This is a genomic window from Pseudarthrobacter sp. 902506025, assembly GCF_040702325.1.
In the GTDB taxonomy this organism is placed as follows: Bacteria; Actinomycetota; Actinomycetes; order Actinomycetales; family Micrococcaceae; genus Arthrobacter.
The window spans coordinates 213,493-226,492 of the sequence record NZ_JBFBKW010000002.1 but is presented as its reverse complement, the minus strand read 5'-3'; the positions used below and the strand labels follow the sequence as shown (position 1 = coordinate 226,492).

Genomic DNA, 13,000 nt, shown 5'->3' with positions numbered 1-13,000 from the left:
TGTTTGGCCATCACTGACCGAGTCTTACAAAGGAACGCCATGAGCCCCACCCTGACCACCAAGCTTCAGCCCGGCACCCCGGCTCCTGATTTCACCCTCCGGGACGCCCAGGGCCGCGAGACCTCTCTGGCCGATTACCGTGGCAAGAACGTCATTGTCTACTTCTACCCGAAGGCTGCGACCCCCGGCTGCACCACCGAGGCCTGCGACTTCCGCGACAGCCTGGCCTCCCTGCAGGGCAAGGGCTACGAGGTAGTGGGCATCTCCCCCGACGCGCAGGAAGCCCTGGCCGGCTTCAGCGGCGACTTCTCCCTCACCTTCCCCCTCCTCTCCGACCCCGACCACGCGGTTGCCCTGGCCTACGGCGCCTGGGGCGAAAAGCTGGTCCAGGGCGAAATCCACGAAGGCATCGTCCGCTCCACGGTTGTGGTGGACCCTGCAGGAAACGTCACCCTGGCCCAGTACCAGGTACAGGCCGACGGCCACGTCGGCCGCCTCAAGGAAGCCCTGGGACTCTAGCGCCGATCACTTCCTGCAGCATTTCCACGGACGCCCCGGCACCTGGTGCCGGGGCGTCCGGTGTTTAATGCGCAGCTTCTGCCGCCACCTGCGCATACGACGCGGAAACCCGCCGGTAGACCGGGGCAAGGAAGGCCAGCAGTGCGGCCGCGATCATGATGATTCCGGCCACCAGGAACACCAGGGCGATGCCGCGGGAGGTGCCCTCACCCAGCAACGGCGCCAGGAGCGCGGCGCCCTCCGCGGACCGCGCATACGGGATGATCCAAAACTGGGCGATGGGCGCGACGAGGAACGCCGTGACGGGGGCCGCGGCGGACTCAAACGCCATGGCGAACCCGAAGACACGCCCCTGCCGTTCCAGCGGCACCACCCGCTGGATGACGGTTTGTTCTGCCGCCTCCACGAACGGGACCAGCACCAGGTACAGCCAGATCCCCAGGATGTAGAGCCACGCCCACTCCCGCAGCGTAAAGACCGCGCCGAGTACGCCCATGGCCGCCACGGCGACCAGGAGGGTGCGCAAGGGGTTGGCGCCGAGCCCGAACTTGCCGATCAGGGCACCGCCAAGGATGAATCCCGTGGATCCAACCGCGAAGACCGCACCCCACATCTCCACCGAGAACATTTCCAGCCCGTACGGGTCCATCAATGCCATGTAGACGCCGCCGATGAAGTTGTTGAACGTTGAAAACAGGATCAGCGCGAAGAGCCCCGATATGGCCAGCACTGCCGTGAACGAGCCCCGGAGGTCGAATCCGCCGTGGGCGTCCGATGCCGCCGCACGCATCTCCTCGGGCATCCGGAGGGTCAGCAGGTGTGCCGCAGCCAGCGCCGTAAGCACCAGCGCGACGGCGATGGTCCAGCCCATGCCCAGCAACCCGATGGACAGCCCGGACAGCAGGGAAGTGACGATGAACATCAGGCCCTGCACCATCCCCACCAACCCGTTGGCATTCGCCCGCCGCTCCGGCTCGATGAGGATGGTCACCGTGGTGGATAGGGCGATGTTCCGCATGTTCTCCACCACGGCGCCCACCAGGATGATCAGGGTGAAAATCCAGAACCACGGCTGACCCAGGTCCAGCAGGGACGGGGCAGGCGTGAGCAGGAACATCACCCCGGACAGTAGGAACATCACCAGGGTGAAGGCGGCGGCGAACCGCATCACGGCCAGCTTCCGGCAGCGGTCCACGAACGTACCGAAGCTGATGCTGGACAGGGCAATCAGCAGCATGTACGCGCCGCCCACCACCCCGGTGGCTATGACGTTGCGCGTCTCCAGGTACAGCCAGAACGTCAGGGCGAACCACAGGTAGCTGGTGGTGATGTTGGCCAGTGCCGTGTTGACCAGGATTCCGGCGAAGGTGCGGGAGCGCTCAGCCGGCGTTCGTAGGGAGGCGGCAACGGTATCCAGATCCGCGGCAGCACTGCCCGGTTCCTGCTGGGTCATGCGTCCCAGTGTAGTGAGGGGCACCAGGAGCCAACAGGGTGGAAACTGGGCTGATGGGGAGACAATCAGTTCCGCGGGATGGGGAAGGGATGGTCATGGACAGCGAAACGGATAAGGAAACACCTGCAGCCGGAGCGGATCCCCGCCTGGCGCTGCTGCTGGCCTCGATCTTTCAGGCAGGCGACGACGCAACAGTGGAGCTCACCGTGGTGGTTGATGGTGCCGTGATCTCCGGATCGGCTGTGTCGGAGAACGCGTGGACGCAGCGGCAAAATGACCAGGTCCGGATCGGCAGCTGGGCCATCGCCGGCGTTCTCGACGCCTATGGTTCCCCGGCGGGCGAGGCCGGCACGGAAGCCCAGCCACGGTACCTCCACTTCCTGGCGCCGGTGCTGCTCTCAGGGGGAACCAGGGTTCCGCTGCAGGCCACCCGGGTTGACGTGCGCAGGGTCGCCGCCTGGAGCATCGGCCGGATTCCCGGCGACTAGGATCGCGCCATGGCCATTGAGGTGCGCCCGGCAACCAGCTTCGAGGACGTCAAAATACTCGTGGGGCCCAAACGGCCCGACGCCACCGTCTGCTGGTGCCTGAGCTACCGGATTCCCTCGAAGCAGAACGTGTCATTGCGGGGCGAAGAGCGCGGGGAGCTGGTCAGGCAGCTGGTGGCGCAGGATCCACCGCCAGGCGTGGTGGCGTACGACGGAGGCGAACCGGTCGGGTGGGCAGCGGTGCACCCGCGCGCGGACACCAGTTTCGCCCGGAACCGCAGAATCCCGCATGTGGATGACAGGGACGCCTGGTCTGTCTGGTGCTTGCGCGTCCGTCCCGGCCAGCGGGGCAAGGGAATCTCGCACCACCTGCTGGCCGGCGCAGTGGCTCTGGCGCGCGCTTATGGGGCTCCCGTGGTGGAGGGCTATCCGGTGGACAACGGCGGCCACAAGGTGGACCTCACCATGGCTTATGTGGGAACCCGCAGGCTGTTCGAGGATGCCGGCTTCACCAAGGCGGCAGACACAACCTCGGTGCTCAACGGCTTTCCCCGGGTGCTGATGCGCCTGGAGCTGGCATGACGGCGCTACTTCCGGCGCCAGTACTTCCCCCAGTCGACCTCCATGGCCCACAACGCAAGCAGCAGCGCGTCCATGGTCATGAGTCCTGCCATCAGGTACGACCAGCCCAGCAACAAACTCACAGCAATCTCCTGACTATCCCCCAGCCAATCGATTGCTGCTAAGTGTGGCACCTACAGGGCCGCGACGGAATGCCCTCCGCCCGCAGTCTTTAAAAGGGCCTCAAGCCTGTGGTGTGCCTCGGTCTCCAGCTTGAGCCGGTGCGTGAGCCTTTCCACCTGGCGGGACATGTCCTCCCCCACCTGCAGCCGGTCCCCCGGCCAACTGGATACTTCCCGCGATTCGGCGAGCGCATGCTCAAGTTCCCGGGCGGCGGCCCGCACTTTCCGGGAGTGGAAGAGGACGCGCAGCAGCGCCCTGGCTTTGTCCATCCCGCTCTTTTTGACGTATTCCATTGGCTTCCCCGCCTTCCGCAAGCCGTACAGCCCCCGCGCGGATCGTCGTCGTACCCTGTTGTCTGGAAAGCTGTTGCCGTTCTTCGAGTGTGACCGGCGTTCCTCAACGTCCCGGCAAGCAGGTGCCAAGATTTCCGCAAGATCTGCTGGGTGCGGAATTAATGCATCGGGACCTGTCAGCCACGTCACGGGAAACTGTGAAGCCTAAGACATGCCCTGTGCGCCTTAATACTGTAGAAGTAGAGCTATGGTCTCTCCCTCCGAATCCCGCCGTGCGGTTGTCATCGAAGATGACCCGGACATCCGCGGACTGCTGGTCCGTGTCCTGGTCAAGCAGGGCTTCGACGTCACCCAGGCGGGAGCCGGCCTGCCGGGCGTGGAGGAAGTCCGCCGCCGCAAGCCGGACCTGGTGACGCTGGACCTCAACCTGCCGGACCTCGACGGACTCGAGGTCTGCAAGCTGTTAAGGGAGTTCTCGGACGCCTTCATCGTGATGCTCACCGCGCGGGCAGACGAACTGGACAAGCTGACCGGCCTGGACAACGGCGCCGACGAATACATCAGCAAGCCGTTCAGCCCCCGCGAGCTGCAGTCCCGGATCAACGCGCTGTTCCGCCGCCGGCCCTCCGCCGCCGCTGAATCCGCAGCCCGCGGCGAGCTGGAACGCGCCACCGAGGTGCAGCAAAGCCTCCTCCCCAAGGAGGACATCCGGGTGGACGGCTACGATGTGGCGGGCCTCTTCCGGCCCTCCCGCAATGTGGGCGGCGACTTCTATGACTGGTACCAGACCCCGGGCGGGCTCCACCTGACGTTCGCCGACGCCATGGGCAAAGGCATGGGCGCGGCACTGATCGCAGCCACCGTCCGCGCCGTCATGCGCTCCACCGGCCTGCGCCAGGACCTCGACGCCGGGTTCGCCTCAGCCAGCAAGGCGATCGCCGCGGACCTGGACTCCTCCAACTCCTTCGTCACCCTGTTCCACGCCCGGCTGGACGCAGCGTCCGGCAACGTCAGCTACGTCGACGCCGGCCACGGCCTTGCGCTGCACGTCCAGCCCGCAGGCCCGGCGGACCGCCTCCCCTCCGCAGGACCGCCAGTGGGTGCCTGGCCCGGGACCCAGTGGCCCCAGGCAGAACTGGAACTGGCCCCGGGGGATTCCCTGGTGGTGGTCAGCGATGGCGTCCTGGACGTCTTTGAATCAGTGGAGGACTTCACCGACGCCGTGCAGGAGGCCACGCAGGCGGCTGCTTCGGCGCAGGAAGCGACCAACTCCATCCTGGCCCTCGCCCCCGCAGAGACCGCCGAGGACGACGTCACGGTGGTCGTGGTCCGCCGGCTCCCCCGGGAGGTGGCCGCGTGACCCGCTTCTGGACCCGCGTGGTGGTGGTGCTCACCGTCCTGACCGGCCTGAACTACATCGCCTGGCGCTGGGCGGCATCCCTCAACTGGGATGCCTGGTGGATCGCCCTCCCCCTGGTGGTGGCTGAAACTTACAGCCTCATCGACGTCATGCTCTTCGGCATGACGGTGTGGAAGCTGAAGATCCGCAAGGGGGCGCCGCAGCCCCCGCACGATGCCACCGTGGACGTCTTCATCACCACCTACAACGAGGACCTGGACATGGTCCTCACCACGGCGCTGGCGGCCCAGAAAATCCGGCACCCGCACAGCACCTGGATCCTGGACGACGGCGCACGGCCGGAACTCAAGGCGCTGTGCGAACAGCACGGCCTGGGCTACGTCACCCGGAGCGAAGACTGGACCAAAGACCTCCCCCGGCACGCCAAGGCGGGCAACCTCAACAACGCCCTCATGGTCACCCACGGCGAGTTCCTGCTGATCCTGGACGCGGACCAGATCCCCGAGCCAAACATCCTGGAAAAGACCCTGGGCTACTTCAACAACCGCCGGGTGGCCCTGGTCCAGACACCCCAGTACTTCAGCAACGTTCCTGACAGCGACCCGCTGGGCAGCCAGGCACCGCTGTTCTACGGCCCCATCCAGCAGGGCAAGGACGGCTGGAACGCCGCGTTCTTCTGCGGCTCCAACGCCATCCTGCGCCGCGAGGCCCTGATGCAGCTGGGCCTGGTGGGCTACGTCAAGGAGACCGAAAAGAGCATCCGCCGCGCGCTGGCCGCCTCCCGGGCAGCCATCAAGCAGGCCCGGAAGTCGGCGGACGTGGAGTCACCCCTGGTGGCGGAGGTCCTGGACGAGGTGGAGGCTGCCACCCGCGAAGCCCAGGAGGAAGTGGACGCCGGCCGGCCCCTCAGCGAGGTCACCTACCGGGTCCGCCGCCGCGTGGACGCCGCAGTGCAGACCCTGGTCCAGGCCGACGTCGCAGCCCTGCAGGCGGACCTTGAGGAAATCGCCGCCATGGAACTGGCCCACGTGGGCGAGTCCGGCGTCCCGGTGGTTGCGGACGACGCAGTCCAGCGCATGTCCGCCCGTGACTGGTCGCCCCTGGGCGCCCTGGAATCCGTCCAGGCCGTGCTGGATGCGCTGACCGTGGAACGCAGCAACGAAGCCCAGCCCGTCATGCCCCTGGCCACCATTTCCGTCACCGAGGACATGGCCACCGCCATGCGCATGCACGCCATGGGCTGGGAGAGCGTCTACCACCACGAGATCCTGGCGTACGGCCTGGCGCCCGAGGACATCGCCACCATGCTGACGCAGCGCCTCCGCTGGGCCCAGGGCACCATCCAGGTGTTGCTGCGGGAGAACCCCCTGGTGCAGAAGGGCCTCAAAATCGGCCAGCGCCTGATGTACTTCGCCACCATGTGGACGTACCTCAGCGGGTTCGCCGCCGTCATCTATTTCGCGGCCCCCATCATCTACCTGCTGCTGGGCATCCTGCCGGTCAGCAGCCTCAGCTGGGACTTCTTCATCCGGTTCATCCCGTTCATGGTGGTCAACCAGCTGCTGTTCGCCGTGGCCGGCCGCGGCATCCCCACCTGGCGCGGCCAGCAGTACAGCCTTGCCCTGTTCCCCACCTGGATCAAGGCGTGCACGACGGCGGCCCGCAACGTCTGGTTCGGCCGTCCCCTGGGGTTTGCGGTCACCCCCAAGGCCCGCCAAAGCGGCGGACCCAGCTGGAGCCTCATCCGGCCCCAGATCGTGGTGTCCGTCCTGCTCGCCCTGGCCGCCGTCGTCGGAATTGTCCGCCTGGCCACCGGGCTGGCGGAACCGCTGGGCACCCTGGTTAACGTCGTCTGGGTGGTCTTTGACCTGGTGGTCATGAGCATCCTGGTCCGCGCCGTCCTCTACAAGGGGTACGAGCCGGCCGCAGAACCTGCAAACAGAGAGGAATCCTGATGGAGTTCAGTTATGAGGTCAAAGACTCGTACGCGGAGGTCAAGGCGGACGGGCGGCTGAACATGGTCTCCGCGCCCAAGCTGCGCGAGTTCGTGACGGACGTGATCGCGGGCGGGTCCAACCGGATCGTGGTCAACCTGGAAAACACCGCGTTCATGGACTCCTCGGGCCTCGGTGCGCTGATCGGCTGCCTGAAGGCCGCCCGCCAGGCCGGCGGGGACCTGCGGATCGCTGCCGTGCAGCCGCAGGTAAACATGGTCCTGAAGCTGACCAGCATGGACAAGGTCCTCACCGCCTACCCCACGGCCGAGGAGGCGTTCAGCAATGACTGAGGTCCTGGCTTCGCGCAGCTTCCGGGGACCCGCCGCCGAGGACGCCATCGAGGCGGTCCACAACGACCTCGACAGCCTCTGGCTCGACGTTCCGTTCGTCAATGACATGGACCAGATGACGTTCACGACGGCGGTCATCGAGTCCGCGTCCAACATCGTCCAGCACGCCCAGCCGGCCGGGGACCGGGAGGTGGAACTGGGTGTGGAGACCACCGTGCAGCCGGCCATGCTGCAGGCACGGGTCAGCGCCTACCACGCGAAGCCGCCGTTCGGCCCCATGGAGCCGGCCGTCCCGGGGGAGGACGCAGAGTCCGGGCGCGGGCTGGCACTGATCGAGGCGCTGGTGACCACGGTGACCTTCGAACGCCAGGACGGCACCAACACCTGGGTCCTGTCGCGCACGTCATCCCAGGACTAGGGCTCCAACGGCTTGACACTGCACCGCACCTGCTTTTGAATATTACGTATGCTGAAATAACAGTTCCATGATGCGGAAGCCTTGCAGTGCACAGGCGCCGGGTTGTCCGGCATCCGCATAGCCGTCACCATGGATGCCAGCATGACCCCAAGGATTGCGACCAGCATGAAGCTTGCCGAATTCAACAGCGCGGATCCCACCGCCGCCCAAGCCATCCTCCGGCCCTGCATCGACGTCAGCCGCTGGGTGGAGGCGGTGGCCGGAGCCCGTCCCTACGCAGACCGCGACGGGCTCCTGGCGTTTGCCGCCAAGGCTGCCAGCCCATTCACCCCGGCCGAGGTGGAAGCCGCCATGGCCCACCACCCCAGGATCGGGGAACGCCCGACGGCGGCCGGCACCGAGGCGTCCATGTCCCGTTCCGAGCAGGCCGGCGTGGACCCGGCGGACGCTGCCGTCGCCGATGCCTTGGCGCGCGGGAACCGGGAGTACGAGGAGAAGTTCGGCCGCGTCTTCCTGATCCGGGCAGCCGGACGCAGCGCGCAGGACATCCTGGCGGCGCTGGACCAGCGGCTCACCAACTCCGCCGAAGAAGAAGACAGGATCGTGGCCCAGCAGCTGCGCGAAATCGCCGTACTGCGGCTCGAAGGAGTGATCAGCGAATGAGCGTCTCCCATGTGACCACCCACATCCTTGATACCGGCGCCGGGCGCCCGGCGGCAGGTGTCGCCGTCGTCCTTTCGAAGAACGACGCCGGCACTTGGCGTGAGCTGGCCGTCTCCAGCACCGACGCCGACGGCCGGGCCAAGGACCTGGGGCCGGAGCAGCTTGATCCCGGCCACTACAAACTGAACTTCGCCACGGGCGCCTACTACGCGGGTTTGCAGACGCGGACGTTCTTCCCGGAAGTGGACCTGGTCTTCGAGGTCACCGGCCCCGAGCACTACCACGTGCCCCTGCTCCTGAGCCCGTTCGCGTACTCCACCTACCGCGGCAGCTAGCGGGTCCCCGGGGCTTCCGCAGTTCGGCCAGCCTCCCGCAATGTCACGGCCGTCACAATAACCGGCATAGGATCAGGAAGTATGGCTTCGAATAAGGAAACTGAATCCGATACCGATGCGGAAGGCGGACAGTCCGGCGGCGTACAGTCCGTGGAGCGGGCCCTGACCGTCCTGGAGATCCTGGCACGGGAGGGACATGCGGGCGTGAGCGAAATAGCCGAGGAAATGGGGATCCACAAGTCCACCGTGTCCCGGCTGATGGGCTCCCTGGTCACCCGTGAGATGGTCCATCAAAACAGTGAACGGGGCAAGTACCAGCTCGGTTTCGGGATCCTTCGCCTGGCCAGCTCCATTCCCGGCCGCCTGAGCCTTGTGCGCGAAGCAAGGCCCGTCCTGGAGAGCCTGGCGGAAGAGTTCAAGGAAACTGTGAACCTGGCCGTCCTGCGCTCCAACTACGCCGTGAACGTGGACCAGGCCATGGGCCCCTCCACCCTGGCCACCTACGACTGGGTGGGAAGCCTGACCCCGCTGCACGCCACCTCCAGCGGCAAGGTCCTCCTGGCGGCACTGGAGGCGGACGACCGGGACCGGATTTTGAAGGAGACGGGCCTGACTGCCCGCACCGCCCGCACCATCACTTCCCGCAAGGAACTGGACGCACAGCTGCTCGAGGTAGTGGCCAAAGGGTACGCGGTGGTGCGGGAGGAGTTCGAGATCGGCCTGAATGCCGTGGCAGTGCCCGTCTACAACCACCAAGGCGTCGTGATCGGCGCCCTCAGCATTTCCGGGCCGGCATTCCGGTTCGACCCGGAGAAGATCCCGGGCCTGCTGGACACCCTCAAGGACGCGGGACTCAAAGTCAGCGCCAACATGGGTTACACGCGGCACTGACAGCCGCCAGAGTCAACACGGCAATGACCCCGGGTTCGTTGGAACCCGGGGTCATTGCCCTGTTAAGGGCAGTTTGCCGATTCCGGCCGCCTGCAGGATGCCCTTTCACTGCACGGCGCCCTTGACTTTGAAAGTGACGTACAGCACTCTTGTTGCTTAGCGCGAACTCTGTTGATCTTTGCGGAACACCTCCCCCATGGGGCTTAGGGCCCTGACATCGCTGGCGAACGGCCAGGCGGCAACCCCTCCGCGGATTGCGCTGCCCCCAGCCAGCACTAAACGCAAGCCCATGGACTAGCCAAAGGACCCGCTTTCATGGCCATTAACAGTGACCTGAGCTCCGCCAAACCCAAAGTGCCGCCTTCAGGGGACGTTCCCCCCGAGCCGCTGGACACCTATCAAGAGGAAGAGACGACGACCCTTCCCGCCGTCAACGAACACGAGCAGATCCTGGAGGAACTGCGGCAGAGCAACAGGGAGCAGGCCGTCTCCCAGCGCCGCAACCGGAAGCTGACCCTGGACAAGGCGACGTTCGGCATCACCGGCGCCATCGCGCTGGCGTTCGTGGCGTGGGGGTTCCTGGACAAGGACGGCCTGGCCACCACTTCCAAGGACGCCCTCGACTGGGTCATGGAGTACACCGGCTGGCTCTTCATGGTCCTCGCGTCCCTGTTCGTCGTCTTCGTCCTGTGGTTGGCCCTGGGCAAGTTCGGCAACATTCCACTCGGCAAGGACGGTGAAAAACCCGAGTTCCGCACGGTGTCATGGATCGCCATGATGTTCGCCGCCGGAATGGGCATCGGCCTGATGTTCTACGGGGTGGCCGAGCCGCTGTACCACTTCGTCTCTCCCCCGCCCGGAACCGTTGACGGCCGGACCCCCGCAGCCATCCAGACGGCCATGGCCACCTCAATCTTCCACTGGACCCTGCACCCCTGGGCCATGTACGCGGTGGTGGGCATTGCCATGGCCTACGGCACCTACCGGCTGGGCCGCAGGCAACTGATCTCCGCTGCCTTCACCTCGCTGTTCGGCATCAGGACCGTAGAGGGGCCGGTGGGCAAGGTCATCAACATCCTGGCCATCTTCGCCACCCTCTTCGGCACCGCCGCGTCACTGGGCCTGGGCGCCCTGCAGATCGGCAGCGGCTTCACGTCCAACGGCTGGACAGGCGAGATCGGAACACCCGTGCTCGTGGGAATCGTGGCGATCCTGACAGCCTGCTTCATCGCGTCCGCCGTGTCCGGCATCAGCCGCGGAATCCAGTGGCTGTCCAACGTCAACATGGTCCTTGCGGTGGTCCTCGCCCTCATCGTGTTCGTGGCGGGCCCCACTCTTTTCATCCTCAACCTCATCCCCTCGGCGGTCGGCGACTATTTGCGCGATCTGGCCGAAATGTCCTCCCGCACTGAGGCCGTAGGCGACGAGGCGCTCCGGACCTGGATGTCCGGCTGGACCATCTTCTACTGGGCCTGGTGGATTTCCTGGACGCCCTTCGTGGGCATGTTCATCGCCCGGATCAGCCGGGGCCGCACCATCCGCCAGTTCGTCACCGGCGTACTGCTGGTCCCCAGCATTGTCAGCGTCATCTGGTTCGGCATCTTCGGCGGCACTGCCTTCCATATCCAGCAGGAAGCGGACAAAGCCGGCACGCCCGGCCTGATGACCGTCACCGACGGCAAAGCAACCATCGATTTTGACGGCGCCCTGTTCAACCTTGTGAAGAACCTCCCCCTGCCCCCGTGGATGATTGCGGCCGTGATCGTCCTGGCCATGGTCCTGGTGGCAATCTTCTTCATCACCGGCGCCGACTCCGCTTCCCTGATCATGGCGTCGCTGAGCTCCAACGGCAGCTCCGACCCCAAGCGTGCACTGGTCATTTTCTGGGGCGCCCTCACCGGCGCCGTGGCCGCCGTCATGCTTCTGGCCGGCGGCGACCAGCCCTCCGAAGCGTTGTCAGGCCTGCAACGGATCACCATCGTCGCGGCCCTGCCGTTCGTCGTCGTCATGCTGTTGCTCTGTTTCGCCATCACCAAGGACCTGCGCAGGGACCCCCTCTCCCTGCGCCGCCGGCTGGCGGACTCTGTCGTGGAACGGGCCATCCGCACCGGCGTTGAGCAGCACCGCGGTGTCCAGTTTGAGCTGGTGACAAAGCATGAATGCGCCGAAGGATGCGCCCAAGGCGCAAACTGCACGGGCACGGGTCCGGACGTGGAAGAGCCGGAGCCGGAAAAGGCAGCCATGCGGTAGCAGTGTGGAACACATGAAGCCCCGGCGCGGGACGCGCCGGGGCCTCATGGTTATAGCCTGCATTGGAAGCGGCAGCTCCCTGGGCGCCAGGGAGGACTAAACCCAGATTTGGTAGCCGGAGGACTTGTCGAAAATGCGCCGGGTGCTGATGCCCTCGGCGGCGATCCAGAGCACCGAGCCGTCCTCCGCAGCCTGGTCCACCACCCCGCTGGCCACGTACTCCCCCCGCAGCCACACCTCGACGCTGCGGCCGGGCAGCCGGGCCCAGTCGGCCCGGAGGCCGAGAGCCGTTTTCGACGTGCCGCCGCCCTGGCCATCCTGTTCGAGGTCAGGGTCGGTGGCATCACGTGGGGCTTCAAGGGTTGCCTGGGAATTCACTGGTCACTCCGATCGCCGGCGCCGTCGCCGCTCGAATCCATCACTGATATTTGATTGATATATCAATCTGGATCCAGTGTATGGCCCAGGTCACACTCCGTGTCAACAGATGCCCGGGGCGAAAGGCGCTAGGCCTTGAAAAGCGCCTCCCGGACCGCGCTCTCGAATCCACTTACGTGGACGCGGGCAAGCTCCGCAGCCCGCTCCTCATCACCGTCGATGACGGCGCGGAGCAGATCGAGGTGTTCACGAACATGGTGGGACAGGTCCGGCAGCCGGTCAATGACCATGCACCAGATGCGCGTTGCCAGGTTGTCGTAGCGGATCAGGATGTCTTCCAGGTGCGGGTTGGCGGCGGCGGCGTAGATGCCCTGGTGCACCTGGGCATCCAGCTGCAGCGTCTCGGTCACGCTCGCCGAGGACACATCGAACGCCTCAACCTTTTCGAGGGTGGCACGCAGCTCGTCCCGGACGGCGGGGGAAGCCACCCGCGCGGCACGGGCGGCCGCGAGGGGCTCGAGCTGGGCGCGGATCTCCGAAATAAAGGAAAGGTCGGTCACGTCCACCCGGGTAGCGAAAGTGCCACGCCGCGGGTAGGTCTTCACCAGCCGGTCCAGCTCCAGCCGCTTCAGGGCTTCGCGTACCGGAGTCCGGCCCACACCCAGATTCTTGGCCAGGAGCTCGTCGTTCAGCAGCTCTCCGGGCTTGATTTCAAGGGTCAGCAACCAGTCGCGGATGCTCTCGTAGGCGACGTCAGCAAGGGACTTCTTCCCCATGGCGTCCGCCACCGCTAAAGCTTCGAATGCCATGCTGAGCCCCTTCTTCCCAACCAGAAAAAAACTATTGACCTCGCCTGTGGACCAGTATACGCTGGCACCCAATCTAATATATCAGTCCGTTGCTTTTGAATATATCTAGAAG

The 13,000-nt window shown here is 65.7% G+C and carries 15 protein-coding genes; 11 read left to right on the top strand and 4 right to left on the bottom strand.

Features of this window, described 5'->3' with window-relative positions; translation table 11 throughout:
- The first annotated feature begins 39 nt into the window (after positions 1–39).
- Positions 40–519, top strand: a complete 480-nt coding sequence (bcp, locus tag AB0280_RS04855) for a thioredoxin-dependent thiol peroxidase (RefSeq protein WP_224023231.1) — start codon at positions 40–42, stop codon at positions 517–519.
- A 64-nt stretch (positions 520–583) separates the two neighbouring features.
- Here bcp and AB0280_RS04850 read toward each other — a convergent pair whose 3' ends face one another.
- A complete protein-coding gene (locus AB0280_RS04850; protein WP_307491405.1) occupies positions 584–1,972 on the bottom strand; it encodes an MFS transporter in 1,389 nt (462 codons plus the stop codon).
- A 95-nt stretch (positions 1,973–2,067) separates the two neighbouring features.
- On the opposite strand from AB0280_RS04850, the gene AB0280_RS04845 reads away from it, so the two are divergent.
- Together AB0280_RS04845 and AB0280_RS04840 are read left to right on the top strand one after the other, a co-directional pair.
- Positions 2,068–2,460, top strand: coding sequence for a hypothetical protein (locus tag AB0280_RS04845; protein ID WP_307491403.1), 393 nt, complete (start codon positions 2,068–2,070; stop codon positions 2,458–2,460).
- 9 nt (positions 2,461–2,469) lie between these two features.
- A complete protein-coding gene (locus AB0280_RS04840; RefSeq protein ID WP_159629883.1) occupies positions 2,470–3,042 on the top strand; it encodes a GNAT family N-acetyltransferase in 573 nt (190 codons plus the stop codon).
- Between the two features lie 173 nt (positions 3,043–3,215).
- Here AB0280_RS04840 and AB0280_RS04835 read toward each other — a convergent pair whose 3' ends face one another.
- Entirely contained in the window at positions 3,216–3,497 is a 282-nt protein-coding gene (locus AB0280_RS04835) for a hypothetical protein (RefSeq protein ID WP_224023239.1), read from the bottom strand.
- A gap of 247 nt (positions 3,498–3,744) precedes the next feature.
- Between AB0280_RS04835 and AB0280_RS04830 the strand changes: the two genes are divergently transcribed.
- The 8 genes from AB0280_RS04830 to AB0280_RS04795 all read left to right on the top strand — a co-directional run bounded on the left by AB0280_RS04830 (position 3,745) and on the right by AB0280_RS04795 (position 11,701).
- A complete protein-coding gene (locus AB0280_RS04830; protein ID WP_159629879.1) occupies positions 3,745–4,857 on the top strand; it encodes a PP2C family protein-serine/threonine phosphatase in 1,113 nt (370 codons plus the stop codon).
- Positions 4,854–6,812, top strand: a complete 1,959-nt coding sequence (locus AB0280_RS04825; protein WP_307491397.1) for a glycosyltransferase family 2 protein — start codon at positions 4,854–4,856, stop codon at positions 6,810–6,812. The genes AB0280_RS04830 and AB0280_RS04825 overlap by 4 nt, the downstream gene beginning before the upstream one ends.
- Entirely contained in the window at positions 6,812–7,144 is a 333-nt protein-coding gene (locus AB0280_RS04820; protein ID WP_141945622.1) for an STAS domain-containing protein, read from the top strand. The genes AB0280_RS04825 and AB0280_RS04820 overlap by 1 nt, the downstream gene beginning before the upstream one ends.
- The gene (locus AB0280_RS04815; RefSeq protein ID WP_224023244.1) at positions 7,137–7,562 is read left to right on the top strand and encodes an ATP-binding protein; all 426 of its coding nucleotides are present in this window, start codon (positions 7,137–7,139) and stop codon (positions 7,560–7,562) included. The genes AB0280_RS04820 and AB0280_RS04815 overlap by 8 nt, the downstream gene beginning before the upstream one ends.
- A gap of 165 nt (positions 7,563–7,727) precedes the next feature.
- Positions 7,728–8,225, top strand: coding sequence for a 2-oxo-4-hydroxy-4-carboxy-5-ureidoimidazoline decarboxylase (gene uraD, locus AB0280_RS04810; RefSeq protein WP_307491393.1), 498 nt, complete (start codon positions 7,728–7,730; stop codon positions 8,223–8,225).
- Positions 8,222–8,560 (top strand): hydroxyisourate hydrolase, encoded by a 339-nt coding sequence (uraH, locus tag AB0280_RS04805; RefSeq protein WP_224023248.1) that lies wholly within the window; start codon positions 8,222–8,224, stop codon positions 8,558–8,560. Before uraD ends, uraH begins: the two co-directional genes overlap by 4 nt.
- 81 nt (positions 8,561–8,641) lie before the next feature.
- Positions 8,642–9,451 (top strand): IclR family transcriptional regulator, encoded by an 810-nt coding sequence (locus AB0280_RS04800; protein ID WP_159629868.1) that lies wholly within the window; start codon positions 8,642–8,644, stop codon positions 9,449–9,451.
- A 315-nt stretch (positions 9,452–9,766) separates the two neighbouring features.
- On the top strand, positions 9,767–11,701 hold the full coding sequence (locus AB0280_RS04795; RefSeq protein ID WP_366366327.1) for a BCCT family transporter: 1,935 nt from the start codon (positions 9,767–9,769) through the stop codon (positions 11,699–11,701).
- Positions 11,702–11,797: 96 nt separating this feature from the next.
- Here the strand turns inward: AB0280_RS04795 and AB0280_RS04790 are convergent, their stop codons facing one another.
- Both AB0280_RS04790 and AB0280_RS04785 read right to left on the bottom strand, forming a co-directional pair.
- Complete coding sequence (locus AB0280_RS04790) at positions 11,798–12,079, bottom strand: hypothetical protein (RefSeq protein ID WP_159629864.1); 282 nt, start codon at positions 12,077–12,079, stop codon at positions 11,798–11,800.
- Positions 12,080–12,207: 128 nt separating this feature from the next.
- The gene (locus AB0280_RS04785; protein ID WP_159629862.1) at positions 12,208–12,888 is read right to left on the bottom strand and encodes a GntR family transcriptional regulator; all 681 of its coding nucleotides are present in this window, start codon (positions 12,886–12,888) and stop codon (positions 12,208–12,210) included.
- Between the last annotated feature and the right edge of the window lie 112 nt (positions 12,889–13,000).